Origin of the sequence: Streptomyces sp. JL2001 (assembly GCF_050917515.1) — a bacterium.
GTDB lineage: Bacteria > Actinomycetota > Actinomycetes > Streptomycetales > Streptomycetaceae > Streptomyces.
The window spans coordinates 4,173,060-4,198,284 of sequence record NZ_CP169421.1 but is presented as its reverse complement, the minus strand read 5'-3'; the positions used below and the strand labels follow the sequence as shown (position 1 = coordinate 4,198,284).

22 protein-coding genes and 1 tRNA gene are annotated in these 25,225 nt (G+C 72.0%); 10 read left to right on the top strand and 13 right to left on the bottom strand.

Annotated elements, in window-relative coordinates:
- Window positions 1-152 precede the first annotated feature (152 nt).
- A complete protein-coding gene (locus ACE1OA_RS18750) occupies window positions 153-1,478 on the top strand; it encodes an ArsA family ATPase (protein WP_384868862.1) in 1,326 nt (441 codons plus the stop codon).
- A 253-nt stretch (window positions 1,479-1,731) separates the two neighbouring features.
- Here ACE1OA_RS18750 and ACE1OA_RS18745 read toward each other — a convergent pair whose 3' ends face one another.
- Window positions 1,732-2,076, bottom strand: a complete 345-nt coding sequence (locus tag ACE1OA_RS18745; RefSeq protein ID WP_026058363.1) for a WhiB family transcriptional regulator — start codon at window positions 2,074-2,076, stop codon at window positions 1,732-1,734.
- A 580-nt stretch (window positions 2,077-2,656) separates the two neighbouring features.
- Between ACE1OA_RS18745 and ACE1OA_RS18740 the strand changes: the two genes are divergently transcribed.
- Complete coding sequence (locus ACE1OA_RS18740; protein ID WP_384868836.1) at window positions 2,657-4,888, top strand: transglycosylase domain-containing protein; 2,232 nt, start codon at window positions 2,657-2,659, stop codon at window positions 4,886-4,888.
- 115 nt (window positions 4,889-5,003) lie between these two features.
- Here ACE1OA_RS18740 and ACE1OA_RS18735 read toward each other — a convergent pair whose 3' ends face one another.
- A complete protein-coding gene (locus tag ACE1OA_RS18735) occupies window positions 5,004-5,468 on the bottom strand; it encodes a GatB/YqeY domain-containing protein (protein WP_356603605.1) in 465 nt (154 codons plus the stop codon).
- 101 nt (window positions 5,469-5,569) lie between these two features.
- Between ACE1OA_RS18735 and ACE1OA_RS18730 the strand changes: the two genes are divergently transcribed.
- The 4 genes from ACE1OA_RS18730 to ACE1OA_RS18715 all read left to right on the top strand — a co-directional run bounded on the left by ACE1OA_RS18730 (window position 5,570) and on the right by ACE1OA_RS18715 (window position 10,448).
- Window positions 5,570-6,508, top strand: coding sequence for a metallophosphoesterase (locus ACE1OA_RS18730; RefSeq protein WP_384868839.1), 939 nt, complete (start codon window positions 5,570-5,572; stop codon window positions 6,506-6,508).
- A gap of 174 nt (window positions 6,509-6,682) precedes the next feature.
- Window positions 6,683-6,756 (top strand) — tRNA-Pro (locus ACE1OA_RS18725).
- A gap of 588 nt (window positions 6,757-7,344) precedes the next feature.
- Window positions 7,345-8,514, top strand: a complete 1,170-nt coding sequence (locus ACE1OA_RS18720; RefSeq protein WP_386543795.1) for a serine/threonine-protein kinase — start codon at window positions 7,345-7,347, stop codon at window positions 8,512-8,514.
- A gap of 107 nt (window positions 8,515-8,621) precedes the next feature.
- Complete coding sequence (locus tag ACE1OA_RS18715; protein ID WP_432753098.1) at window positions 8,622-10,448, top strand: alkyl/aryl-sulfatase; 1,827 nt, start codon at window positions 8,622-8,624, stop codon at window positions 10,446-10,448.
- A 357-nt stretch (window positions 10,449-10,805) separates the two neighbouring features.
- On the opposite strand, the gene ACE1OA_RS18710 is transcribed toward ACE1OA_RS18715, so the two are convergent.
- Window positions 10,806-11,813: a YdcF family protein gene (locus ACE1OA_RS18710; protein WP_356603597.1), complete on the bottom strand. Its 1,008-nt coding sequence runs from the start codon at window positions 11,811-11,813 to the stop codon at window positions 10,806-10,808.
- Window positions 11,814-12,018: 205 nt separating this feature from the next.
- On the opposite strand from ACE1OA_RS18710, the gene ACE1OA_RS18705 reads away from it, so the two are divergent.
- Window positions 12,019-12,318: a DUF6191 domain-containing protein gene (locus tag ACE1OA_RS18705; RefSeq protein ID WP_384868847.1), complete on the top strand. Its 300-nt coding sequence runs from the start codon at window positions 12,019-12,021 to the stop codon at window positions 12,316-12,318.
- A 66-nt stretch (window positions 12,319-12,384) separates the two neighbouring features.
- Here the strand turns inward: ACE1OA_RS18705 and ACE1OA_RS18700 are convergent, their stop codons facing one another.
- Entirely contained in the window at window positions 12,385-13,215 is an 831-nt protein-coding gene (locus ACE1OA_RS18700) for a class I SAM-dependent methyltransferase (RefSeq protein WP_432753097.1), read from the bottom strand.
- A gap of 70 nt (window positions 13,216-13,285) precedes the next feature.
- Here ACE1OA_RS18700 and ACE1OA_RS18695 point away from each other — a divergent pair, with 70 nt between their 5' ends.
- Window positions 13,286-15,100 (top strand): S9 family peptidase, encoded by a 1,815-nt coding sequence (locus ACE1OA_RS18695; RefSeq protein ID WP_356776228.1) that lies wholly within the window; start codon window positions 13,286-13,288, stop codon window positions 15,098-15,100.
- 22 nt (window positions 15,101-15,122) lie between these two features.
- Window positions 15,123-15,863, top strand: a complete 741-nt coding sequence (locus ACE1OA_RS18690) for an SURF1 family protein (protein ID WP_432753096.1) — start codon at window positions 15,123-15,125, stop codon at window positions 15,861-15,863.
- A gap of 223 nt (window positions 15,864-16,086) precedes the next feature.
- Here ACE1OA_RS18690 and ACE1OA_RS18685 read toward each other — a convergent pair whose 3' ends face one another.
- The 7 genes from ACE1OA_RS18685 to ACE1OA_RS18655 all read right to left on the bottom strand — a co-directional run bounded on the left by ACE1OA_RS18685 (window position 16,087) and on the right by ACE1OA_RS18655 (window position 22,535).
- Entirely contained in the window at window positions 16,087-17,274 is a 1,188-nt protein-coding gene (locus ACE1OA_RS18685; protein WP_384874636.1) for a hypothetical protein, read from the bottom strand.
- Window positions 17,271-17,858, bottom strand: a complete 588-nt coding sequence (locus ACE1OA_RS18680) for a SigE family RNA polymerase sigma factor (RefSeq protein WP_356603849.1) — start codon at window positions 17,856-17,858, stop codon at window positions 17,271-17,273. The genes ACE1OA_RS18685 and ACE1OA_RS18680 overlap by 4 nt, the downstream gene beginning before the upstream one ends.
- 414 nt (window positions 17,859-18,272) lie before the next feature.
- On the bottom strand, window positions 18,273-19,361 hold the full coding sequence (locus ACE1OA_RS18675) for an aspartate-semialdehyde dehydrogenase (RefSeq protein ID WP_384874638.1): 1,089 nt from the start codon (window positions 19,359-19,361) through the stop codon (window positions 18,273-18,275).
- Entirely contained in the window at window positions 19,358-20,638 is a 1,281-nt protein-coding gene (locus tag ACE1OA_RS18670; RefSeq protein ID WP_356603583.1) for an aspartate kinase, read from the bottom strand. Before ACE1OA_RS18670 ends, ACE1OA_RS18675 begins: the two co-directional genes overlap by 4 nt.
- 158 nt (window positions 20,639-20,796) lie before the next feature.
- Window positions 20,797-21,459, bottom strand: a complete 663-nt coding sequence (locus ACE1OA_RS18665; protein ID WP_356603581.1) for a DUF5063 domain-containing protein — start codon at window positions 21,457-21,459, stop codon at window positions 20,797-20,799.
- Between the two features lie 56 nt (window positions 21,460-21,515).
- A complete protein-coding gene (gene recR, locus ACE1OA_RS18660; RefSeq protein ID WP_147978922.1) occupies window positions 21,516-22,115 on the bottom strand; it encodes a recombination mediator RecR in 600 nt (199 codons plus the stop codon).
- 84 nt (window positions 22,116-22,199) lie between these two features.
- On the bottom strand, window positions 22,200-22,535 hold the full coding sequence (locus ACE1OA_RS18655; RefSeq protein WP_158994433.1) for a YbaB/EbfC family nucleoid-associated protein: 336 nt from the start codon (window positions 22,533-22,535) through the stop codon (window positions 22,200-22,202).
- Window positions 22,536-22,804: 269 nt separating this feature from the next.
- Here ACE1OA_RS18655 and ACE1OA_RS18650 point away from each other — a divergent pair, with 269 nt between their 5' ends.
- Window positions 22,805-23,512 carry an SLATT domain-containing protein gene (locus tag ACE1OA_RS18650; RefSeq protein ID WP_356603846.1) on the top strand — a complete coding sequence of 236 codons (708 nt, stop codon included), beginning with the start codon at window positions 22,805-22,807 and terminating at the stop codon, window positions 23,510-23,512.
- Between the two features lie 111 nt (window positions 23,513-23,623).
- Here ACE1OA_RS18650 and ACE1OA_RS18645 read toward each other — a convergent pair whose 3' ends face one another.
- Window positions 23,624-24,274, bottom strand: coding sequence for a hypothetical protein (locus ACE1OA_RS18645; protein WP_356603579.1), 651 nt, complete (start codon window positions 24,272-24,274; stop codon window positions 23,624-23,626).
- A gap of 207 nt (window positions 24,275-24,481) precedes the next feature.
- Window positions 24,482-25,180: a GntR family transcriptional regulator gene (locus tag ACE1OA_RS18640; RefSeq protein WP_432753095.1), complete on the bottom strand. Its 699-nt coding sequence runs from the start codon at window positions 25,178-25,180 to the stop codon at window positions 24,482-24,484.
- Window positions 25,181-25,225: the final 45 nt, after the last annotated feature.

The following is a 25,225-nucleotide window of genomic DNA, read 5'->3' as shown; positions in this document are numbered from 1 at the left end:
AAGCCCCGACGACGGCGGCGGCGAACCCGGCACCGGACGGCGGGGACCTCACCCGGCCCGCCGCGGACACCGGCCCGGCGGACGCCTCCGACGGCGCCGTGCCGCCCTCCGGGGGGCCGGACGGCGCCCTCCCGGGCAACGGCCTCGACTCCGTGCCGACGCTGGCCCTCGATCCGCTCCTCGACGACCGCGGGACCCGGATCATCGTCTGCTGCGGCGCCGGCGGGGTCGGCAAGACGACCACGGCGGCGGCGCTCGGCGTCCGGGCGGCCGAGCGCGGCCGGAAGGTCGTCGTCCTGACGATCGACCCGGCCCGGCGGCTCGCCCAGTCGATGGGCATCGACTCGCTCGACAACATCCCCCGCAAGGTCGACGGCATCAAGGGATCCGACGGCGGGGAACTGCACGCCATGATGCTCGACATGAAGCGGACCTTCGACGAGATCGTCGAGGCGCACGCGGACGCCGACCGGGCCCGGGCCATCCTGGAGAACCCCTTCTACCAGTCCCTGTCGGCCGGCTTCGCCGGTACGCAGGAGTACATGGCCATGGAGAAGCTCGGTCAGCTGCGGGCTCGCGACGAGTGGGACCTGATCGTCGTCGACACCCCGCCGTCCCGCTCCGCGCTGGACTTCCTGGACGCGCCGAAGCGGCTGGGCTCCTTCCTGGACGGGAAGTTCATCAAGCTGCTGATGGCACCGGCGAAGATGGGCGGCCGGGCGGGGATGAAGTTCCTCAACGTCGGCATGTCGATGATGACCGGGACCCTGGGCAAGCTGCTGGGGGGTCAGTTCCTGAAGGACGTCCAGACGTTCGTGGCCGCGATGGACACGATGTTCGGCGGCTTCCGGACCCGCGCGGACGCCACGTACAAGCTGCTCCAGGCCCCGGGCACGGCGTTCCTCGTGGTGGCCACGCCGGAGCGGGACGCGCTGCGCGAGGCCGCGTACTTCGTCGAGCGGCTGGCGGCCGAGGAGATGCCGCTGGCCGGACTCGTCCTCAACCGCGTCCACGGCAGCGGAGCGGCCCGGCTGTCGGCCGAGCGGGCGCGGGCCGCCGCGGAAAATCTTGACGAGGGCGGCATGACGGATCCGGGGGCCGGGAAGACTGAGATTCGTGGCTCCCGGGCCACCATCCCCGAGCCGTCAGACATCGCCACCGCCGCCGCACGTTCCCCGCAGGACCCCCAGGCTGCCCCCACAGCCGACCCCGCGCACGACCGCGCTACCGATGTACCGGACATCACGAACGGACCGGACGCACCGGATGTCCGGCGACTGACCGCAGGTCTGCTCCGTCTCCACGCCGAACGCATGCAGGTGCTCGCACGCGAACAGCGCACGCGCGACCGCTTCACCGCGCTCCACCCCGAGGTACCGGTCGCCGAGGTGGCCGCCCTGCCCGGCGACGTGCACGATCTCGCCGGGCTCCGGGCCATCGGTGATCGCCTCACGACGGGGCGCATCCCGCAGTCCTGACTGCAGGCCCGCCCGTACCCCTGAGCCGCGCGGACCGTCTCCGGCCCGGGCGCTCCCGGGCGCGGGTGCCCGTCGGCACGGGTCCCTGCCCCGTCGGCCACCGCACGAGGGCGCGAGTCGCCGCCGGCGTCACGCGCGGTCGCGGACCACTGCGGGCGGAGGGCGTCCGGCCCACCGCCTCGTCCGTCGCGTGGTGCGGTACCGGGGCACGTCGGCCCGGCACGCTCCCCCACAGCGGGCCCCTGGGCTCGCCTTATCCCACCGCCGCGTACGCCTCGTACGTCGCGTCGTCCTCCATCGCCACGGGCAGCAGGCCCGCTCCCCGCTCGTACTCCGTACGCGCGGTCTCCAGCAGTCGCCGCCACGACGTGACGGTCGGCCGCCGCCGCAACAGGGCACGACGCTCGCGCTCCGTCATGCCACCCCACACGCCGAATTCCACCCGGTTGTCCAGAGCGTCGGCCAGGCACTCGGTCCGCACCGGGCATCCGGTGCACACCGCCTTCGCCCGGTTCTGCGCCGCTCCCTGAACGAACAGTTCATCCGGATCGGTAGTGCGGCAGGCCGCCTGCGCACTCCAGTCAGCTACCCAGCCCATACCGGCGCCGTCCTCTCCCGAATCGAGGCTCCCCCACGGCGGCAGCGGCATATTCACCGCTGCCAGTTGAGGACGTTACGGAAGGTGGGCACAGCGCAACACCCCCTTCGGGCCCAATCTTGAATGGCCCGAACGGACTATGCGTAGGCGGCAGATCACCCAGGGGAGTGATCGCAGGACATACGTCACCAAACCGGCGAACCTGGGCAGTTCGCCCGTCTCTCACGGAGTCACACAGGGCGTCGAGTGACGCATGGGGCGTATTCGGGCATGGCTTCCCACGATTCGGGTTCCTGGGAATTCACGCCGTAGTCACGCCCGGGTCTTGATGCAGGACCACACTGCTGTGACAGTTGAGAGCAGCTTAGGCCAAGGCATATACGCGTGTCCGGCGAATGAGAACGTAGGCACCTCACCGGCCCGCGCCGTCCGGGCCGCAGCAGGAGACGAGCGCCCCGGCCTCGGCTGCGGGGGCGGCCGTACGGCCCGGGTACCTGCGGATGTCACGGTCTGGTACTCGAACGCTCCGAGAGGCACCCGCTCCTACGGAACGCTCATCACTACGGATTAGGCTGCCCCCATGGCAAAGAAGCGCTCGGGCGGTGGTCTGACCGGGACCCAGCAGGCCGCCAAGTTCCTCGGTGTCAGTGTGCTCTCCGGAGCCGTGCTGGCGGGTATCGCCCTGCCCGCGGCCGGAGCACTGGGGCTGGCGGCGAAGGGCACGGTCGAGGGGTTCGACGAGATCCCCTCCAACCTGAAGACGCCACCGCTGAGTCAGCGCACCACCATCCTCGACTCGTCGGGCGGCCACCTCGCCACGGTGTACTCCCGCGACCGCAAGGTCGTGCCGCTGGAGAAGATCTCTCCGTACATGCAGAAGGCGATCGTCGCGATCGAGGACTCGCGCTTCTACGAGCACGGCGCGGTCGACCTCAAGGGCGTGCTGCGCGCGATCAACCGCAACGCCCAGTCCGGCGGTGTGGCCCAGGGCGCCTCGACGCTGACCCAGCAGTACGTGAAGAACGTCTTCGTCGAGGAGGCCGGTGACGACCCCGAGAAGGTCGCCGAGGCCACCCAGCAGACGATCGGCCGCAAGGTGCGCGAGCTGAAGTTCGCGATCCAGGTCGAGGAGGAGCTCGGGAAGAAGAAGATCCTCGAGAACTACCTCAACATCACCTTCTTCGGTCAGCAGGCCTACGGCATCGAGGCGGCGTCCCAGCGCTACTTCTCCAAGCCGGCCGCCGACCTGAAGCTGGAGGAGGCGGCCATGATGGCCGGGCTCGTCCAGTCGCCGAGCCGCTACGACCCGGTCAACGACATCCAGGAAGCCACCAAGCGCCGCAACGTGGTCCTCCAGCGCATGGCCGACGTCAAGGACATCAGCCAGGCCGAGGCCGACCGGGCCAAGGCCGCGCCGGTCACGCTGAAGGTGAAGACCCCGAAGAACGGCTGCATCACCGCCGTCGACGGGGCCGGCTTCTTCTGCGACTACGTCCGCAAGACGATCCTCAGCGACCCGGTCTTCGGCAAGACGGCCGAGGAGCGGCAGAAGCTGTGGAACCTCGGTGGCCTGACCATCCGGACCACGCTCGACCCCCGCGCGCAGGAGGCGGCCAACGAGGCCGCCGTGGCGAAGATCAACGAGGACGACAAGGTCGCCGCCTCGGTGGTCCAGGTCAAGCCCGGCACCGGCAAGATCCTGTCGATGGGCCAGTCCCGTCCGTACGGCCTGGACCAGAAGCAGCACCAGACCACGCTGAACCTGGCCGTCGGCAGCAAGATGGGCGGCACGACGTACGGCTTCCAGGTCGGCTCGACCTTCAAGCCGATCACGGCCGCCGCGGCACTGGAGAAGGGACTGAGCCCGGCCCAGTCCTTCGCCACGCCGTGGAAGATCTCGGTGCCGATGAACTCGTTCACCACCTGCGCGGGCGGCCCCGCCGGCGGCGGCAACTGGGACCTCCAGAACGAGGTGGAGTCCGAGGCCGGCAGCTGGGACATGACGAGCGCGCTCGGCAAGTCCATCAACACCTACTTCGCGCACCTGGAGCAGATGACGGGTCTGTGCGAGACGGTGCAGATGGCGAAGAAGATGGGCTACGAGGGGAGCCTGGGCAAGAGCCTCAAGGAGCTCCCGTCCATCACCCTCGGCGGCCAGGAGAGCACCCCGCTCGACATGGCCTCGGTGTACGCCACCTTCGCCAACCGCGGCACGTACTGCACCCCGGTCGCCATCGAGTCGATCACCACGGCCAACGGCGAGAAGCTGAAGGTGCCGCAGACGCAGTGCTCGCGGGCGATGAACGAGCGGACGGCGGACACCGTCAACCAGATGCTGAAGGGCGTGGTCGAGGACGGCACCGGCCAGAAGGCCGGCCTGAGCGATCGCGACAACGCCGGGAAGACCGGAACGACCAACGACCGCAAGGACGCCTGGTTCGTCGGCTACACCCCGAACCTGTCCACCGCCGTCTGGGTCGGTGACGACGTCGGCGAGAAGACCTCGATGTTCAACATCACCATCGGCGGCGTCTACTACGACAAGGTCTGCGGTGGCTGTCTCCCGGGCCCGATCTGGAAGATCGCGATGACCGGGGCGCTCAACGCCTCCGAGACGCCGGGCTTCGTGCCCGTCTCCGTGCCGCGCGGCGAGAAGCCGGAGGACAAGGAGAAGGACAAGGGCAAGAACAAGCCCGGCGACGGCAACAAGCCGGGCGACGACACCCCCTTCCCCGGGATCACCCTCCCGCCGGACCTGATCGGCGGCGGCAACAACCGCGGCCAGGGCGGCGGCGGTGGCGGCAACCGGTAGGTCGCCCGCCTCACCCGCGTGACGCCGAAGGGCGCCCCCCGAAGTCCGGGGGGCGCCCTTCGGCGTTCCGGGGAACCGATCCGACCCGGTCGGGTCGTGTCCCCGCGCGCGGAGGTCAGCCCGCGAGCAGCTTCTTGACGACGGCGGCGACGCGCCCGCCCTCGGCCCGGCCGGCCACCTTCGGGTTCACGATCTTCATGACGGCGCCCATCGCGCGCGGCCCCTCGGCGCCGGCGCCGGTGGCCTCCGCGACGGCCGCGGCCACGATCTGCTCCAGCTCGTCGTCGCCGAGCTGCTGGGGCAGGTACGCGTCGAGGATGACGCCCTCCGCCTTCTCGCGCTCGGCGGACTCGGCGCGGCCGCCCTGGGCGAACGCGTCCGCGGCCTCGCGGCGCTTCTTCGCCTCCTTGGCGATCACCTTCTGCACCTCGTCGTCGGAGAGCTCGCGCTTGGTCTTGCCCGCGACCTCCTCCTTGGTGATCGCGGAGAGGGTGAGCCGCAGCGTCGAGGAGCGGAGCTCGTCGCGCTCCTTGATGGCGGCGTTGAGGTCGTCCTGCAGCTTGGCCTTGAGCGTGGTCATGGGGACAAGTGTGTCAGGTGAGGCGCGTTGACCGCCCGCGCATTAACGCCGTGCAGCGATCCCGTCCCGAAGTGCCCCGTGCGGTCTGCGACGATGGGGGGATGCGCGCACGGTACGGAATCCCCCTGAAGATCACGGCAGGTCTCACGGCGACGGCCGCGGCGGGACTGGTCTACGCCGCGGGCTTCGAAGCCCGTTCGTTCCGCCTCCGCCGCGTCACGATCCCCGTACTGCCGCGCGGGATGCGCGATCTGCGTGTCCTTCAGGTCTCCGACATCCACATGGTGTGCGGCCAGCGCAAGAAGCGGGCCTGGCTCCAGTCGCTCGCGGGGCTGCGCCCCGACTTCGTCGTCAACACCGGTGACAACCTCTCCGACACCGAGGCCGTCCCCGAGGTGCTGGACGCGCTCGGGCCGCTGATGGAGTTCCCGGGCGTGTACGTCTTCGGGTCCAACGACTACTACGGCCCCCGGCTGCGCAACCCCGCCCTCTACCTGCTGGAGAAGGCCCAGGGCCGGCACGGCCTGAACGGCAACAAGCCGGTGCACGGCGCGGTGCACAACCCGTGGGAGGACCTGCGGGACGCCTTCGACGAGGCGGGATGGGTGAACCTGACCAACACCCGCGGCCGGCTCAAGCTCCCCGGCCTGGAGCTCGCCTTCACCGGCCTGGACGACCCGCACATCAAGCGGGACCGGTACGAGCGGGTGGCCGGCGGCCCGGACACCTCGGCCGACTTCACCGTCGGCGTGGTCCACGCGCCGTACCTGCGCTCGCTCGACGCCTTCACGGCGGACGGCTACGAGCTGATCCTGGCGGGCCACACGCACGGCGGGCAGCTGTGCATCCCCTTCTACGGGGCCCTTGTGACCAACTGCGACCTCGACACCGACCGGGTGAAGGGCCTGTCCACCCACACCGTGGCGGACCGGACGTCGTTCCTGCACGTCTCGGCGGGCTGCGGCACCAACCGTTTCACCCCGGTCCGGTTCGCCTGCCCGCCCGAGGCGACCCTCCTGACCCTGACCGCGCGCGCCTGAGCCGTACACCCCCTTGCCTCGGGGGCACGCCGACGCCGAAGTCCGCCGCCGGGCCCGCGACCGGGACCGCTTCCGACCTGCGCCGAGGGCCCGCCGAAACCGGATTTCGTCTCCGGGCGCCGGTGGGCTAAAGTAATCGATGTCGCCGCGACGTGAAGAACAGAGCAGCGACATCGGGGTGTAGCGCAGCTTGGCAGCGCGCTTCGTTCGGGACGAAGAGGTCGTGGGTTCAAATCCCGCCACCCCGACAGCTGAAACACCAGGTGAGGCACCTACCGTCTTCGGTAGGTGCCTCACCTGTTTCGTCTGCGCAGGCATCCGCGTGACCACCCCTTCCCGCCCGGCAGGGCGGGAGATCCCTTCCGGCGGGACGCCACGGCCGGGGCGCTCGTCCTGCCGCCCCGCTCGGCGCGCCCGGCTCGCACCCGCGACCTGGTGTGCACACATGGATGCGACGCGTGCACGACGAGCCGGCCTCGGCGGTGGCGCCCGACACAGCCCGAGCCGCCGGACTCTGCACGGCCTCCGGCCATCCGCAGGGAGCTGATCGGATGATCGTCATGGGTGCGCGGTTCTCGCCTGACCGAGCGTGCGGCGGAGGGCGCGCAGCGCGGTGGCGGGCGGACGGGCCGCGCCGGGGCCGGGCGCGTCCGGGGCCTGCCGAGCAGGCGGTCGCGGACGGGTCCGCGCCGGCCCCCGGCAGCCCCGGTGGGGTATCTGACCGGGTGGCCGTCCGCGAGTGATCATCGCGCTCTACTCTGGTGGTTCCTGTCAGGTTGGCTGACCGTCGAAAGGCTGGGTCTCAGGTGCTGGTCGCGGACCGATATCGGCTCCACATGTGTATCGGGCGAGGCGGCATGGGTGAGGTGTGGCAAGCCACCGACGAGGTCCTCGGACGTTCCGTGGCCGTGAAGTTGATGCTCGGTCACGAGACCGACCCCTCGGCCGCCGACCGGTTCCGGCTGGAGGCGCAGACGGCGGCGCGGCTCAGCCATCCGCACGTCGTCGGCGTCTTCGACTTCGGCACCTGGGACGGAAAGCTGTACCTCGTCATGGAGTTGGTCGAGGGATCCAGCCTCGCCGGAGACGCGGGGACGGCCCCCGTGCTGCCGCCCGAGCGGGTCGCCGTCGTCGCCGCGCACGCCGCGGCCGGACTCGCCGCCGCGCACCGGCAGGGCGTCGTGCACCGCGACATCAAGCCGGGCAACCTGCTGCTCGACACCGACGGCACCGTGAAACTGGCCGACTTCGGCATCGCCCGCTTCGTCGACGACCCGTCGGCCGCACTCACCACCACCGGCCAGATCGTCGGCACCGGCCTCTACCTCGCCCCCGAGCGGGCGCTCGGCCAACCCGCCTCGTCCGCCTCGGACGTGTACTCGCTCGGCTGCGTGCTGTACCAACTCCTCACCGGGAGACCCCCGTTCCAGGGGGACACCGCCACCGCCCTGCTGTACCAGCACATCGACACCCCGCCGGCGCCGCCCCGGCAGCTCGGCGTCGGCCTGCCGGCCGCGTTCGAGGCGTACCTGCTCACGCTGCTGGCGAAGCAGCCGGAACAGCGGCCCGCCGCCCAGGCGATAGCCGAGTGGTTCGGATCGGGCGCCTGGCGCGAGCACCCGCTGCCGTCGCCCGTGGCCCACCCGGCGCCCCCGTCCCACCCGGCACCCCTGTCCCGGCCCGCGTCCCACCGGACGACGTCGCCGCGCACCGCCGGCCAGCCCCTCCCCCAGCCCCGGACCGCGCCCGCCTCCGGGTCACGGGCCGCGGGGCGGACGCAGACCGCGTCGCGACGGCAGCCCCGGCGCTCCGACGGCGGGCTCGCCGAGCTCTCCCGGCGCCGTCCGCGCAAGACGGCGGCGGTGGCCGGCGGGATCGCGTTCGTGGTCTTCCTGCTCATCGGCATGTCGTGGCTCGCGCCGGAGGACAGCTCGGCGGGCACGCCCGGTCCCGGCCCGACCGCGACCGCCCCCGAACCCGCCGGGGGCGGCGCCCCCGCCTCGTAGGGCCGTACTCGCGGCTGGGCCGGACGGCCGATATGCGAGGAACCTCCCCCGATGGTCAGATGGGCCGGTATACCCGGTCACGGCCACGCGGAGCGGAGCACACGCCCATGAGCGACACCCTGCCCTCCTTCGAGGACACCACCGACTTCGAGAACGCCGACCGGGGCTTCGTCGCCGCCCTGGAACCGGCCGTCGTCAAGACCGCCGACGGCCGCGTGGTCTACGACAACGACGCGTACGCCTTCCTGGCCGCCGACTGCCCCGAGACCGCCCACCCGAGCCTGTGGCGCCAGGCCCAGCTGTGCTCCCGCCAGGGCCTGTACGAGGTGACCGAGGGCATCTACCAGGTACGGGGCCTCGACCTGTCGAACATGACGGTCGTCGAGGGCGAGCGCGGCATCGTCGTCATCGACCCGCTGATCTCCACCGAGACCGCGGCCGCCGCCCTCGCGCTGTACCGCGCGCACCGCGGCGACCGCCCCGTCACCGGGCTGATCTACACCCACTCGCACGGCGACCACTTCGGCGGCGCACGCGGCGTGCTGCCCGCGGGCGCCGAGGACGGCGTCCCCGTCCTCGCCCCGGCCGGCTTCCTGGAGCACGCGGTCAGCGAGAACGTGTACGCGGGCAACGCCATGACCCGCCGTGCCTCCTACATGTACGGCGCGAACCTCCCGAAGGGACCGGACGCCCAGATCGGCGCCGGACTCGGGTCCACCACCTCCACCGGCACCATCAGCCTGATCCCGCCGACCGTGGACATCACCGCGACCGGGCAGGAGGAGACGGTCGACGGCGTGCGGATCGTCTTCCAGCTCACGCCCGGCACCGAGGCGCCGGCCGAGATGAACTTCCTCTTCCCCGACCACCGCGCCCTGTGCCTGGCCGAGAACGCCACCCACAACATGCACAACATCCTGACCCTGCGCGGGGCCGTGGTCCGCGACGCCCGGATCTGGGCGCGGTACCTGGACGAGGCCGTGGACTGCTTCCACGGCCGCTACGACGTCGCCTTCGCCTCCCACCACTGGCCGACCTGGGGTCACGACAACGTGGTGGAGTTCCTCACCGGGCAACGCGACCTCTACGCCTACCTGCACGACCAGACGCTGCGGCTGCTCAACGACGGACTGACCGGCCCGGAGATCGCCGAACGGATCGAACTGCCGCCCGCCCTGGCGAAGTCCTGGCACGCACGCGGCTACTACGGCTCGCTCCACCACAACAGCAAAGCGGTCTACCAGCGTTACCTCGGCTGGTTCGACGGCAACGTGGCCCACCTGTGGGAGCACCCGCCCGTCGAACTCGCCCGGCGCTACGTGGACGTGGCCGGCGGCCCCGACGAGGTCCTCGCCAAGGCCCGCAGGTACGACGAGGAGGGGGACCCGCGCTTCGCCGCGACCCTCCTGAACCACCTGGTCTTCGCCCAGCCGGAGAACACCGCCGCGAAGGAGGCCCTGGCCGGGGTCTACGACCGGCTCGGGCACGGCGCGGAGAACGGCCCGTGGCGCAACTTCTATCTGACCGCCGCGCAGGAGCTCCGGCACGGCGTCGGCGGCGAGATGGTCGACATGACCAACCCGGAGATGGCCATGGCACTCAGCGTCCCCATGCTGATCGACTCGGTCGCCGTCCGGATCGACGGGCCGCGCGCCTGGGACGACGACCTGACCGTCGACCTCGTCCTCACCGACGAGGGCACCCGACGGCGCCTCACCCTGCACAACGGGGCCCTGACCCATCGCGAGGTCGCCGCGCCCCGCACCCCCGCCGGACTCACCCTGACCCTCTCCAAGACGCAACTCCTCGGGCTCCTGGCCGGCGAGGGGACGGAGTCCCTGGGGATCGGCACGGAGGGCGACCCCGCGCTGCTCACCCGGCTCCTCTCGTACGTGACGAAGCCCGACCCCCTCTTCCCGATCGTCACGCCCTGACGCCGGCCCGTCCGCGCCGCGATGACCCGAACGGGGTCCCCCGGGTGGCCCTGCCCGCGCCGGTCGCGTCCCCTGGAGACATGCGCACACAGCAGATAGCCCGGGCCGCCGTCCTGCCCGCCGCCGCTGTGCTCGCCCTCGCCGGCGGCACGGCGGCCGTGGGCGAGAACCCCCGTCCCGCGCCCGCCGGGGACCGTCCCGGGGCGCGCCCCGGGGACGGCGGCCATCCCGGCCCCCACTCCGAGCTCGTGAACGAGTCCGGGCCCTCCGCCGTCGCCCTCGGGCTGGGGGCCGCCGCCCTGGCCGCGGCCGTCGCCGTCACCGTCGCCCGGAACCGGACCCCCGGGACCGCCGCCCTCAGCCGGCCAGCCCCGCCGCCACCCCCAGCAGGACCAGGATCAGACAGATCCCGAGGTTGACCTTCCGGTAGTGCAGGAAGACCGCCGCGAACTCGCGCATGGTCGCGCTCGGCCAGAAGTAGGCGGCGGTCGGGGAGCCGACGACCTGGCCGTCCACCCCGGCCCGACGGGCCATCAGGGCCGCTCGGAACGCGTGGAAGTTGTTGGTGACGATCACGCACCCGGCTCCCGGGGCGAGCTCCTCCATGAGCTCCTTGCTGAAGAGCAGGTTCTCCTCGGTGGTCCGCGAGCGGTCCTCACGCACGATCCGGTCCGCCGGGAAGCCGCGCTCCACGAGGTAGTCCGCCATGGCGTGCGACTCCGGAAGCTCCTCGTCAGGGCCCCGGCCGCCGGAGGTGATCAGCAGGGGCGCCGCGCCGCCGCGCGCGGCGAGGACCTCGTACATCCGCCGTCCGCGCTCCAGTCTGCTCGCGAGGAGCGGCGGCACGCGCCGGCCGCCGATCAGGCCGGAGCCGAGGACGACGACGAACGCCGCGTCGCGCCGCACTCCCATCCGGCCGTACAGGTAGGCGTAGCCGATGAAGCAGAGGAAGAGGAAGGAGACGTACGCGAGGACGGCGACGCCCGTCCCGACGGCGATGCCGAGGGTCTTCGAGCGGGTGACCAGGGCGGTCGCCATCAGGGCGAGCAGGCCGAGGATCAGCAGTCCGGCCAGCAGCGACAGCAGGTTGGCGGGGCGGCGACCCTCCTTGCGGACCATCTTGACGCCGTTCGCGCACAGCAGCCCGGCGAGGACGACCGGCCCGAGACCGAGCACGAGCAGCACGACGACCATCACCGTCGTGGCGACGCCCGGCGGAGCGCCGTCGAGTCCGGCGAGGAGGCCGAGGCCGAGGAAGGTGACGGCGAGGCCGAGGTGGACGGCGTTGGAGAAACGCCGGCGGTCGCGCAGCACGCCGACCCCGAAGAGCAGCAGGAAGACGGCGGCCACGGCGAAAGCGAGCATGCCGTCATCGTAGGGCCGCCCTTCGGCACCGTCCGGCCGATCCGGGGGCGGTCTCCGGCCGGTCATCGGGCACGGATCCCGCCCTGGCCGGGGCGAGTTGGCCCGGAGCGGCGGAGCGGGCCCGGCCAGGCGGCGTCCCGTGCCCCGGACCCGGCCGTGCCGGCCGGCCCTTCCCGCGCGGGGCGCTGTGGGGGACGATGGCGGCATGGGGTTCGCCGTGTTCGTGACGCTGCCGGGGCTGGTCATCCTGCTGACGGGGATCGCCTTCGCCGACCAGATCCTGCGCGCGACCGGGCGCGGCCGGCGCTCCGGTCAGATCTCCTCGACCGGCTTCGAGCAGCTGCACGCCACGTTCTCGCAGGGCAAGCAGAACGAACTCAAGGAGCGGCAGAGCGCCCTCGTCCTGCGTGACGACGAGGAGGACGGCGCGCCGCCGCACCGCTCGACGGTGGACCTGGCGGGCGGGCGCGCTGTCATCCGGCTCGGTGCGACCGCGCGGCCGTGAGCCGTACGTCGTGTGGCCCCGGGCCCACGAGGCCCCGGCCCCGGCGGAACCGCGGGGCCGGGCGGCTCAGCGGGGCCGTGACGCCTTGAAGGAGTACATCAGCGGGATGCGGGGGCGGTCGGCCGGGAAGCGGTAGTAGCCGTCCTCGTGCCGCCTGAGCGTCTCGTACCGGGAGAACAGCGAGACGTCGTGCTCGTGCAGGAACTCGATCCGCAGTCCGGCCCGCGCGATCGCCGTGACGACCTCGCCGACGGGGTGCACCCACTCGACGCTGCGGTTGTGGACGGTGGCGGCTCCGAGGTCCGCGTACGTCCCGGAGCTGGTGTCGACCCAGGGCTCGCGCACGAAGTAGTCGTGGACGATCCGGCTGCCCGTCTCGTCGTCGAGGGAGTCGGTCAGCGGATGGAACTCCGCGACGTAGAGGAACCCGCCGGGTGCGACGAGGGAGGCGGCGGTCTCGGCCCAGCGGTCGAGATCGGGCAGCCAGTTCAGGGCGCCGGTACCGGTGTAGACGATGTCGTACGACGAGTCGGGGACGGCCTCGGCGGCGTCGTAGGCGTCGGCGGCGACGAACGCGGCCCGGTCCGGGGTGTACCCCAGGTCGGCGGCGAGGGCGCGGGCGGTCTCCACGGCGGGCTCGGAGAAGTCCAGGCCGACGACCTGCGCGGCTCCGTGACGGGCCCAGGAGAGGGTGTCCAGGCCGATGTGGCACTGGAGGTGGAGCAGGGAGCGGCCGGTGACGTCGCCGACCTCCGCGAGCTCGAAGTCGCGCAGCGCCTCCTTGCCGGCACGGAAGGCGTCGAGGTCGTAGAACGCGCTGGCGGCGTGGATGGGCACACGTTCGTCCCAGCGGGCGCGGTTCGCCTCGCGCCAGTCGGCGGGGGTCGGAGAGTACATGGCCCGGAGGTTATCCACAGGTTGCGGACGATGCGAACGGATTGTCGGCGGATCGGAGCATCATGGGGCCATGACCGAGAAGAACGAGATCACCGACCTCCCCCGCTGGGAGCAGCGATTCCGGGCGCCGCGCGTGTCCCTCCCCGAGTGGGCCGAGGAGGCGCCCGACCGCTCGCTGTTCGTGTCCAACGCGACGGGCACGTACGAGCTGTACGCCTGGGACCGGGCCGACGGCGCGCAGAGGCAGGTCACGGACCGGCCGAACGGCACGACGGACGGCACGCTGTCGCCGGACGGCCGCTGGATCTGGTGGTTCTCGGACACGGACGGGGACGAGTTCGGGGTGTGGATGCGCCAGCCCTTCGAGGGCGGCGCCGACGAGCCCGCGGTGCCCGGACTCGCCGCCTCCTATCCGGCGGGGCTCGCGATCGGCCGGGACGGCACGCTCGTCGTGGGGCGTTCGACGGACGAGGAGGGGTCGACGGTCCATCTCGTGCGGAAGGGCGCCGAGCCCGTGGAGATCTACCGCCACCGGGAGTCCGCCGGGGTCGGCGACCTGTCGCACGACGCGTCGCTGATCGCCGTGGAGCACACCGAGCACGGCGACGCCATGCACTCGGCCCTGCGGGTGCTGCGGGCCGAGGACGCCTCCGTGCTGGCCGAGCTCGACGACACCCGGGGCGGCACCGAGGAGCTGGGCCTGGCGGTGCTGGGCTTCGCCCCGGTGGACGGGGACACCCGGCTGCTCGTCGGCCACCAGCGGCGGGGTCGCTGGGAGCCGCTGCTGTGGGACGTGGCGACCGGCGAGGAGACCGACCTGCGGCTCGACCTCCCGGGCGACGTGTCGGCCGAGTGGTATCCGGACGGCTCCGGCCTGCTGGTCGTGCACAGCTTCGAGGCCCGCAGCGAGCTGTGGCGGTACGACATCGCGACGGGGGCCCTGGTGCGCGTGGAGACACCGGCCGGCTCGGTGTCGGAGGCGACGGCCCGCCCGGACGGCTCCGTGGAGTACCTGTGGTCCTCGGCCGCCGAGCCGCCGGTGGTGCGCTCGACGGCCGGCGGGGTCGTGCTCGACCCGCCGGGCGCCACGGCTCCGGGCTCGGTGGCCGTGGAGGACGTCTGGGTGGAGGGGCCCGGCGGCCGGATCCACGCGCTGGTGCAGCGGCCCACGGAGGGCGAGGGGCCCTTCCCGACCGTCTTCGAGGTGCACGGCGGTCCGGCCTGGCACGACAGCGACGCGTTCGCGTCCGGTCCGGCGGCCTGGCTGGACCACGGCTACGCGGTGGTCCGGGTCAACTACCGGGGCTCCACCGGCTACGGCCGCGAGTGGACGGACGCGCTCAAGCACCGGGTCGGTCTGATCGAGCTGGAGGACGTCGCGGCCGTCCGTGAGTGGGCGGTCGCCTCCGGGCTCGCGGACCCGGCGAAGCTGGTCCTGTCGGGCGGGTCCTGGGGCGGGTATCTGACGCTGCTGGGGCTCGGCACCCAGCCGGACGCCTGGTCGGTGGGCCTGGCCGCCGTCCCCGTCGCGGACTACGTGACGGCCTACGAGGACGAGATGGAGGCCCTCAAGGCGCTGGACCGGACGCTGTTCGGCGGTTCCCCGGAGGAGGTGCCCGAGCGGTTCGAGGTCTCGTCCCCGCTGACGTACGCGGACAAGGTGACGGCCCCGGTGTACATCTCGGCGGGCGTGAACGACCCGCGCTGCCCGATCCGCCAGATCGACAACTACGTCGAGCGGCTCGCGGCCCGGGGCGCGGTCCACGAGGTGTACCGGTACGACGCGGGGCACGGCTCCCTGGTGGTGGAGGAGCGGATCAAGCAGGTCCGGCTGGAGCTGGACTTCGCGGCGCGCCACCTGGGGACCCGGCCGGCCGGGGGGTGAGGCGGCTGCGTACCGTGGAGGGGTGTACCGGTTCCTGAGAACGCCCCGCTGGTGGGGGCTCCACGTCTTCGTGCTGCTGGCGATCCCGTTCTGCGTGTTCATGGGGAGCTGGCAGCTGGGGAAGTTCGAGGAGCGCGTCGACTCCCACCAGAAGGCGGAACGGGCCCCGGATCCGGACACCCTGAAGCCGGAGCCGCTGGACTCGCTGCTGCCGGTCGACCAGGAGACCTCGGGTCGGCACGCGCGGGCGAGCGGGCGGTACGCGGAGCAGTTCCTCGTGCCGGACCGTGATCTGGACGGCCGGACCGGCAGCTACGTGCTGACGATGCTGAAGACGGACGGCGGCAAGTCGCTGCCGGTGGTCCGCGGCTGGCTGCCGGCCGGCGCGAAGGCCCCGGCCCCGCCGTCCGGCACGGTCACGGTGGAGGGCGCCCTGCAGGCGTCGGAGAACGCCGGCACCAAGGGCGTCAACGCGGCGGGCGGGCTGCCCGAGGGCCAGCTCGGCATGATCAGCGCGGGCGCGCTCGTCAACCTGGTCCCGGACGACGTCTACGACGCCTGGGTCACCGTCACCGACGCGCCGGCGGGTCTGACCCCGGTCCCGGCGACCGCCGCGGCGGGCACCTCCCTGGACCTGAAGGCCTTCCAGAACCTCGGCTATACGGCCGAGTGGTTCGTCTTCGCGGGCTTCGTGGTCTTCATGTGGTTCCGCTTCCTGCGCCGCGAGGTGGAGGCCTCGAAGGACGCGGAGCTCGGCCTCTAGGTCCTGTCCGGGCGATCTTCGAGGATCGGCCCGCGGCGTCGGATGTGGTGTATCGCAAGGCGGAGGATCGCCCTCGTACTGGGCGTACTCGGGCGACTCCGACAACGCCGCGAGGTGCCGCAGCCGTCGTCGCGGGCCCGAGAAGATCGCCCGGACAGGACCTAGCGCCCGGCCAGGACCAAGGTCCTGGCCGCCCCCGGAGCCGCCCGCGGCGGCCCCGGCGTCAGGAGGCGTCCAGGACGCCCGTCCGGTAGATCGTTCCCGCGCACGCGTTGGGGATCGTCGCCGCCACGGCCGGGCCGCCCGCCTCGGCCGTGTGGCTGACGGCGACGCTGCCGTCCGCGGGCGTGCCGTCCTCCGCGACGAGCTGGGGCTCGGTGTTGTTCGCCGACTGGCCCGCACCGGTCGACCCGGTGGCACCGGCCGAGCTGCCGCCGCTGTCCGCCGGCGTGGTCGGCGTCGGCGTGGTCCCCGTCGTCGGGCAGGTCTCCGTCGGCACCCAGGCGAACTTCACCTCGTAGGCGTTGCGCGGCTGAAGGACCAGCGTGGGCGACTCCTGCGAGGGATCGGGCAGTCCGCTCGCCGCGTCCCCGGCAGCGTGGGCCACCACCGTGATCTTCGCGGGATCCGCCGCTCCCCTGGCCTCGAAGGAGACCCGGCCGGCGCCGCCGACCACGCAGTCGCGGTCGGAGACGTTGGCGATGCGGAAGGTGCCGTACACCTTCCCCGCCGCGTCCGGGGCGCCCGCCTGCACCGCGCTGACGCCCAGCTGACCGGCCGCGCACACCGGCGCCGAGTCCGGCAGGGTGTCGGCCGGCGGCTGCGAACCGGTGCCGGCGCCCTCCGTCTTGCCCGTGCCGGGCTCCTGGGAGGTACCCGCGCCCTGCGCCTCGCCCTGGCTGGGGGTGCCGGAGCCGCCCGGGGCGTCCGTGCCCTGCTCCCCGCCCTCGACACCGGTCTCCGTGCCCGTGCCGCCCTGCGCCTGCTCGCCGTGGCCGGCGTTGACGGACCGGTCGTCGACGGTCCCGCCCGAGTTGGCGACGTGCACGAACGCCGGGACGGCCGTGCCGATCAGCACCACCGCCGCGGCGATGCCGACGACGGCCTGCCGCTTGCGTGCGCGCCGTGCGGGCACCGCCCGGCGCAGATGGTCCAGAGCCCCGTCCGCGGGCGCGATGTCGGCCACCGCGCCCTGGAGGAGCCGCCGCAGCGCGGCCTCGTCGGATCCGAAGGCACCGTCGAGGCCGCCTCCGAGCTGGTTCTCGCGCCCGAGGCCGCTGTCGGCCTGCGCCTTGCCGGGCCCGTCGTCCACACCGTGTCCCATGTCGTCGCGACCGCCCTCGGGCAGCCCATTCGTACCGCCGGAGTCCCCGCCCTCGAGCGGGTCACCGGTGAAATCGCCGGAACTCATGCCGTCGCCTCCATCGCGACGCGCAGCGCCGCGATGCCCCGCGAGCCGTACGCCTTCACCGAGCCGAGCGATATGCCCAGGGTCTCGGCGACCTGTGCCTCCGTCATGTCCGCGAAGTAGCGCAGCACCAGGACCTCGCGCTGGCGGCGCTGGAGCCCCCGCATCGCCTTGATGAGCGCGTCGCGTTCGAGCTGGTCGTACGCGCCCTCCTCCGCGCTCGCCATGTCCGGCATCGGCTTGGACAGCAGCTTGAGTCCGAGGATGCGGCGGCGCAGCGCGGAGCGCGAGAGGTTGACGACGGTCTGGCGGAGGTAGGCCAGCGTCTTCTCCGGGTCGCGCACCCGGTTGCGCGCGGAGTGGACGCGGATGAACGCCTCCTGGACCACGTCCTCGCAGGAGGCCGTGTCGTCGAGGAGCAGCGCCGCGAGGCCGAGCAGCGAGCGGTAGTGGGCGCGGTAGGTCTCGGTCAGATGGTCGACGGTGGTTCCGGCGGCCATGCCGTCTTCAGCGCTCTCGCGCGGCGCTGGGATGCCGTTCACCGCGGTCGTGCGGGGTCTGGCGGGCATGGGTGCGATCACCGGCATGCCGCCGGCCGGACGCGGCCGCCGGAGCGGGCGCACCACGGCCCCGCGGACGGGGACCACGACCGTGCCCCGGACGGGAACGATCTGCGCCCCGCGGAGCGGGACGACCGCTGCGATGTCGAGTACCTCTGCCACGCCTGTTGGACACGCTTCCCCCCGTCAGGGTTGTACGCGTACGCCACCGTTTTCGACGGTGTGCAAATTGCCCTCATGCGCACCCGTTCTTCCCCAATACCCCGTTTTCACAGCACGATTTGTGGCACACCACAGAGGCGCACGCAGAGACGCATCCCACCCGACCACCGGTTGCAGCAAGACGGAAGAGCATCGTCGAACATGGCATCGTCCCAGTTCAAGGGGCATCTGCCGCCGAATTGCTCACAAGGCGTTCACAGATCCTACAAAGCTGAGCGGTCAGCCGACGCCGATTTCCGGACGCTCGTGACGATCGGGGCCTATGATCGCCTCCGCGATCTGGACGGCGTTGAGCGCCGCACCCTTGCGGAGGTTGTCCCCGCAGACGAAGAACTCCAGGGAGCGCTCGTCGTCCAGGGAGCGCCGTACCCGCCCGACCCAGGTGGGGTCGGTGCCCGCGATGTCGGCGGGCGTGGGGAAGTCTCCGGAGGCCGGGTCGTCGTAGAGCACCACTCCGGGCGAGGTCGCCAGGATCTCGTGCGCGCGGGCGACCGTGACGGGGTGTTCGAACCGCGCGTGTACGGAGACGGAGTGCCCGGTGACGACCGGCACGCGCACGCAGGTGGCGGCGATCGGCAGGGCGGGCAGGCCGAGGATCTTCCGGGTCTCCTCGCGGATGCGCAGTTCCTCGGAGGACCAGCCGTCCGCCATCAGCTCCCCCGACCAGGGCAGCACGTTGAGGGCGAGGGGGCCGGGGAAGGGGCCCGTGTCGTCGCCGACGGTCCGCCGCACGTCACCGGGGTGGTTGCCGAGATCGGTCCCGGCCACCACCGAGAGCTGCTCGCGCAGGGCGGCGACACCGGCCTGCCCGCCCCCGCTCGCGGCCTGCTGCGCGGTCACGACCAGCTCGCTGATCCCGAACTCGGCGTGCAGGGCTCCCACGGCGACGATCAGTGCCAGCGTGGAGCAGCCGGGGCTCGCGACGATCCCGCGGGGCCGCATCCGGACCGCGTGGGGGTTGATCTCGGGCACCACCAGCGGCACGTCCGGGTCGGCCCGGAACGCCGCGGAGGTGTCCACGACCACGGCGCCCTTGGACACGGCGATCGGCGCCCATCGGGCCGCGATGTCCTCGGGCGCCAGGAAGAGGGCGAGGTCGACGCCCTCCAGTGCGTCCTCGCTCAGCGCGAGGACCTCGCTCTCCTCCCCGCGCACGGCCAGCTTGCGGCCGGCCGAGCGCGGGGAGGCGAGGAGTCGTACGTCGCCCCAGACGTCGGCGTGCTGCGACACCATCTGGAGCATCACCGCGCCGACGGCCCCGGTCGCTCCCACGACCGCGAGCGTCGGCTTGCGGCTCGGGGTCGTCACCGGCCGGTGCCGCCATAGACGACGGCCTCGTCGGAGTCGCTGTCGAGCCCGAACGCGGTGTGGACGGCCGTCACGGCCTCGTTGACGTCGTCGGCGCGGGTGACGACCGAGATGCGGATCTCCGAGGTGGAGATCAGCTCGATGTTCACGCCCGCGTCGGACAGCGCCTGGAAGAAGGAGGCGGTGACGCCCGGGTTGGTCTTCATGCCGGCGCCGACCAGGGAGATCTTGCCGATCTGGTCGTCGTAGCGCAGCGATTCGAAGCCGATCGCGCCCTTCGCCTTCTCCAGGGCGTCGATGGCCTTGCGGCCCTCGGCCTTGGGAAGGGTGAAGGAGATGTCCGTCAGGCCGGTGGAGGCCGCGGACACGTTCTGCACGATCATGTCGATGTTGATCTCGGCGTCCGCGACGGCGCGGAAGATGGCCGCGGCCTCGCCCGGCTTGTCCGGCACTCCGACGACGGTGATCTTCGCCTCGGAGGTGTCGTGGGCGACACCCGAGATGATGGCCTGCTCCACCTTGCGGGCTCCTTGCTCGGCATGCGGTTCGTTGCTGACCCAGGTCCCCTGCAGCCCAGAGAAGGACGAGCGGACGTGGATCGGGATGTTGTAGCGGCGTGCGTACTCGACGCACCGGTGCAGCAGCACCTTGGAGCCGGACGCGGCGAGCTCCAGCATGTCCTCGAAGGAGATCCAGTCGATCTTCTTCGCCTTCTTCACCACGCGCGGGTCGGCGGTGAAGACGCCGTCGACGTCGGTGTAGATCTCACAGACCTCGGCGTCCAGCGCCGCGGCGAGCGCGACGGCGGTGGTGTCCGAGCCGCCGCGGCCCAGCGTGGTGATGTCCTTCTTGTCCTGGGACACGCCCTGGAAGCCGGCGACGATGGCGATGTTGCCCTCGTCGAGGGCGGTACGGATCCGTCCCGGCGTGACGTCGATGATGCGCGCTTTGTTGTGGACCGAGTCCGTGATGACACCGGCCTGACTGCCCGTGAACGACTGGGCCTCGTGGCCCAGGTTTTTGATCGCCATCGCCAGCAGGGCCATGGAGATCCGCTCTCCGGCGGTCAGCAGCATGTCGAATTCGCGTCCGGCAGGGATCGGGGATACCTGCTCGGCGAGATCGATCAACTCGTCCGTCGTGTCGCCCATCGCGGAAACCACGACGACCACCTGGTGGCCGTTCTTCTTGGCGTCCACGATCCGCTTGGCGACGCGCTTGATGCCTTCGGCATCGGCAACGGAGGAGCCTCCGTACTTCTGCACGACAAGGCCCACGTACGCTCCTCGCTCGGTGTCTGCCGCAGTTATCGCTGCGGTCGGCTCAGTTTAACGAGAGGCCCGGATTCGCCGACCGTATATCGCATCCTGAGACGAGCTGCTCAGAGAGTGATCATCCCGGTCACCTGGCCGTTCGCGGCCGACCGCCGCGGCGGCTACTTCTTGAGCGACCCCAGGCCCAGCGGGCCGGCGATCTCCGCGGCCATGACCCGCCCCGCCTCCTCCGCCAGGTCGTCCTCGGTCAGGTCCTCGTCCGTGTCCAGGCCGTCCAGCGCGGCCAGCGGCTGGTCGAGACGGACGTGGGAGACGAGCGACTGCAGGGCGCGCAGGGTGCCCGAGGCCGTCGGGCCCCAGTTGGAGAAGTACGAGAACTGCCACCACCACAGCGCCTCGGAGGTGCGGCCCGCACGGTAGTGGGCCAGTCCGTGGCGCAGGTCCATGACGATGTCGGCGAGGTTGTCGGAGATCCGGCAGGGGACCGGGGCCTTGCGGGGCTCGTACGGGTCGAAGACCTCCGAGAAGACGTCCACCGGTTCGAGGAGGGCCGCGAACCGCTCCCGCAGCTCGTCGACGTCCAGGTCGGGACCCGTGTCCGTCTCGTACTGCTCGTCCGGGACGATGTCCTCGTGCGCGCCCAGCCGGCCGCCCGCGAGCAGCAGCTGGGAGATCTCCAGGAGGAGGAAGGGCACCGCGCTGTCCGGCTCGTCGCCCTTGGCCACTTCCGTGGTGGCCACGATGAACGACTCGATCGAGTCGGCGATCTGGACCGCGAAGTCGTCAGGATTCTGCGTGAGAGCGTGCAGCGTGGCGTCGGACATCGAGGGTGCCTCCCTTGGGCTCACGAGTGAGCGCACGAGCCGTGTCGGCCCTGTCGTCATACATCTAGCAGGCGCCGCCCCTCGAAGGCACGGCCCAGCGTCACCTCGTCGGCGTACTCCAGATCACCGCCGACCGGCAGTCCGCTGGCGAGCCGGGTGACCTTCAGTCCCATGGGCTTGATCATCCGCGCCAGGTACGTCGCGGTGGCCTCGCCCTCCAGGTTCGGGTCGGTCGCCAGGATCAGCTCGGTGACGGCACCGTCCGCGAGCCGCGCCAGCAGCTCGCGGATGCGCAGATCGTCCGGGCCGACGCCCTCGATCGGGCTGATCGCACCGCCGAGCACGTGGTAGCGCCCGCGGAACTCACGCGTCCGCTCGATCGCCACGACGTCCTTCGGCTCCTCGACCACGCAGATGACCGACAGGTCGCGGCGCGGGTCGCGGCAGATGTTGCACTGCTCCTGCTGCGCCACGTTGCCGCAGACCGCGCAGAACCTGACCTTCTCCTTGACCTCCAGGAGCGCGTGCGCCAGCCGGCGCACGTCGGTCGGCTCGGCCTGGAGGATGTGGAAGGCGATCCGCTGGGCGCTCTTGGGACCGACGCCGGGCAGCCTGCCCAGTTCGTCGATGAGGTCCTGAACCACGCCTTCGTACAACGGAACGCCCTTCTCGGGTCTGCTTGATTCTTACGGTAGTAGCTGAAGCCCCGGCTTAGAAGCCCGGCGCCCGGAAGCGGGGGCTCAGAAACCCAGGCCCGGCATGCCGCCCAGGCCCTGCGTCAGCGGGCCCAGCTTGGCCTGCTGCAGCTGCTGCGCGTTGTCGTTGGCGGCCTTGACCGCGGCCACGACCAGGTCGGCGAGCGTCTCGGTGTCCTCCGGGTCCACGGCCTTGGGGTCGATCACGAGACCGCGCAGCTCGCCGGAGCCGGTGACCGTCGCCGTCACCAGGCCGCCGCCCGCCTGGCCCTCGACCTCGGTCGCGGCGAGCTCCTCCTGCGCGCGGGCGAGGTCCTGCTGCATCTTCTGGGCCTGCTGGAGGAGCTGCTGCATGTTGGGCTGGCCACCACCGGGAATCACGATCACTCACTCCTGGCATTCACTGACGACTGTTCGGTACGCCGAGCCTACGTGGTCCGTGACGGGGCTGCCGCACAACTCTTTCGAGTGAGAAACTGCGGGCCTCTCTACCTGATCAACACCCCCTTGAGGGCTGAAATCCCGGGATTCCGGGCCCACAGCCCACCATTCGGCGGTAGGAAGGGCAGGCACCACGTGCACCGCACGTCACAGCAGGACACGAGCGCTGAGCTGAACAGAGGAGTGCCCCGGTGAGCCAGCAGCCGGAGATGCAGCCGCCGCCGGGGCAGCCCGAGGGGCCGGTCCACCGCGATCTCACCGGGACGCCCTTCCCCCTCGGCGACTGGGGTGAACCCGCGGAACGGCTGGACGAGCTGTATCGCTGGGCCGAGACCCACGCCCTGCGGACGGCCGAGTGGTACCTGTCCGACCGCGTCTGGAAGCGCCGCTGCGCCCGGGCCCTGCGGGTCGGTACGGCGCTGGGGGTCATCGTGGGGGCCGCGCTGCCGCTGCTCGACCTGACCGGTGTCGCCGACGGGGCGGTCGGCTGGGGGTACCTCTCCCTGCTGCTGGGCGCCGCCTGCCTGGCGTGCGACCGGTACTTCGGGCTGACCTCCGGGTGGATAAGGAACGTGGCGACCGCGCAGGCGGTGCAGCGCCGGCTCCAGGCACTCCAGTTCGACTGGGCGGCGGAGAGCGTGCGCGAGGTGCTCGGTCCCACGGAGGGCACGGCGAGCGAGGCCGCGGAGCGGTGCCTCGGGGTGCTGCGGCGCTTCTCGGAGGACGTGACGGAGCTGGTCCGGGCGGAGACGGCGGACTGGATGGTCGAGTTCCGCTCGGGCCCGACACCGCTGGCCCTGCAGTCGGCCGGCGTCACCACCGCCCGCCCCGAGTCCGGCCACCCGGCCGCCCGCTTCCCGCTGCCTCCCGGCACCCGCCCGAACATGCCGCGGCAGCGGCCCCCGGAGCCGCGCTGACCGGCCGGCCCCCGGAGCCGCGCCGACCGGCCGTGGTGGGCCCGCGCCCCCACCACGGCACGGCGCACCCCCGAGGGGGGTGTGGTGGGGTCGGGCCGGCACGGCTCCCGGTCAGCTGAGGATGATCATCGAGCCCTGTCCGAGGCTCCGCGTGGCCGCCGCGTGCAGGCCCAGCCACACGTGGCGCTCCCGCGCGAACGGGCTGTCGTCGTACGGAATCGATCCCGCCGGTTCCTCCAGCGAGGTCGGCCGCTCCGGCGGCAGCGGCGGGGCGGGCGGGTGGTGCGGGTCTATCCCGATCGCCGGCGCGACGAACTCCAGCTCCCGCAGCAGTCCGTGCGAGGAGCCCAGCGGGCCGCCGCCCTCCAGCAGCTCGTCGGTGGACAGCGGAGCCGGGAAGTCCACGGGCACGTAGGCGCCGGCGTGGTCGTAGTGCCAGACGAGGTGGGACTGCTGCGCGGTCGCCTCGAACATCTCCAGGAGCTGTTCGTAGTCCCCGCCCAGTTCGTCGACCGGTTCGACGGGCAGACCGCACATCTGCAGCAGGTAGGCGCGGCGCAGGAAGTGCAGGGCGTCGTAGTCGAACCCGGCGACGGGCGCCACGTCGCCGGACAGCCCCGGCATGTACGCGAAGACGGGGACGGTCGGCAGCCCGGACGCGGTCAGGGCCTTGTCGTAGGCGGCGATCTCTTCGGCGAAGGGATTGTCGGGGCTGTGGCACAGCACGTCGACAAGGGGGACCAGCCACAGGTCACAGGCCAAGGGAGGCTCGCTCTCCGTCAGTTGCAGGGACGGCCAGGGTAGTGCGCGGTGCGCGTGTCGCACACCCGGTGGGTGCCTGCCCCTCCGCGCACCCGGTCAACCCGGGCCGCGGGGCCCCGGCGGCGGGCTCGGTGACGGCCTCGGCGCACGTCACGGGCACCACGGGGTCCCCGGGCTCACCGCGCCGTGCGGCCGGGCGGTCGGGCCTCACCGCGCGGGCCGCTCCAGGCGGTCCGCCCACTCCAGCGACTGCGCGTTGTAGGCCCGGACCACGGCGACCGCCGCCTCCGCGTCCCCGAGCGTGATCGCGTCCACCAGCTCCACGTGGCCGCTCCACAGCCAGCCGATCACGTCGCGGTCGGAGCGCAGGTACGGCACCGAGAACACCCACGCCTGCACACGGAGCCGGTGCAGGAAGTCGGCGATGCAGGCGTTGGCGGACACCAGCCGCCCCAGCTCGCGCCAGTAACGGATGTCGTAGCCGATGAGGATGTCCAGGTCGCCGGCCCGGGCGGCGCGCACCGCGGCCTCGCCGCGGCGCCGGATGGAGACGAGGGCGACCCCGCGGCTCACGTCGGGTTCCGCGGTGCGGGCGGACACGCGGCCGTGACGGCGGAAGATGCCGTCCACGACGAGCATGCGGGCCTCGACCATGTCCCGGTAGTCGTCGACCGAGAACTGGTGCACCCGGAAGCCGCGGTGCTGGTCGGAGTCGAGGAGCCCCTGCGCGGAGAGGTCGACGAGGGCCTCGCGCACGGGGGTCGCCGACACCCCGTACTGCTCGGCGATCTGCTTGACGGTGAATTCCTCACCCGGTTGCAGACGCCCTGCGAGCACCTCGTCACGGAGAGCGTCCGCGATCTGCTGTCGAAGGGTGCTGCGGGTCACAGCTCCGCTCGCGGGCATCGTGATCGGCCCCTCCGTCCGGCTGTCGGACACCATAGTCGAGAC

Coding starts and splice junctions, on each gene's coding strand:
- ACE1OA_RS18665 (WP_356603581.1), bottom strand. CDS start 21,459: ATGTCCGACGCCACGCTGCACGCTCTCACGCAGAATCCTGACGACTTC.
- ACE1OA_RS18715 (WP_432753098.1), top strand. CDS start 8,622: ATGAGCGACACCCTGCCCTCCTTCGAGGACACCACCGACTTCGAGAAC.
- ACE1OA_RS18695 (WP_356776228.1), top strand. CDS start 13,286: ATGACCGAGAAGAACGAGATCACCGACCTCCCCCGCTGGGAGCAGCGA.
- ACE1OA_RS18720 (WP_386543795.1), top strand. CDS start 7,345: ATGTGTATCGGGCGAGGCGGCATGGGTGAGGTGTGGCAAGCCACCGAC.
- ACE1OA_RS18650 (WP_356603846.1), top strand. CDS start 22,805: ATGCAGCCGCCGCCGGGGCAGCCCGAGGGGCCGGTCCACCGCGATCTC.
- ACE1OA_RS18705 (WP_384868847.1), top strand. CDS start 12,019: ATGGGGTTCGCCGTGTTCGTGACGCTGCCGGGGCTGGTCATCCTGCTG.
- ACE1OA_RS18700 (WP_432753097.1), bottom strand. CDS start 13,215: ATGTACTCTCCGACCCCCGCCGACTGGCGCGAGGCGAACCGCGCCCGC.
- ACE1OA_RS18735 (WP_356603605.1), bottom strand. CDS start 5,468: ATGACCACGCTCAAGGCCAAGCTGCAGGACGACCTCAACGCCGCCATC.
- ACE1OA_RS18710 (WP_356603597.1), bottom strand. CDS start 11,813: ATGCTCGCTTTCGCCGTGGCCGCCGTCTTCCTGCTGCTCTTCGGGGTC.
- ACE1OA_RS18680 (WP_356603849.1), bottom strand. CDS start 17,858: ATGCCGGTGATCGCACCCATGCCCGCCAGACCCCGCACGACCGCGGTG.
- ACE1OA_RS18640 (WP_432753095.1), bottom strand. CDS start 25,180: ATGCCCGCGAGCGGAGCTGTGACCCGCAGCACCCTTCGACAGCAGATC.
- ACE1OA_RS18730 (WP_384868839.1), top strand. CDS start 5,570: ATGCGCGCACGGTACGGAATCCCCCTGAAGATCACGGCAGGTCTCACG.
- ACE1OA_RS18745 (WP_026058363.1), bottom strand. CDS start 2,076: ATGGGCTGGGTAGCTGACTGGAGTGCGCAGGCGGCCTGCCGCACTACC.
- ACE1OA_RS18740 (WP_384868836.1), top strand. CDS start 2,657: ATGGCAAAGAAGCGCTCGGGCGGTGGTCTGACCGGGACCCAGCAGGCC.
- ACE1OA_RS18685 (WP_384874636.1), bottom strand. CDS start 17,274: ATGAGTTCCGGCGATTTCACCGGTGACCCGCTCGAGGGCGGGGACTCC.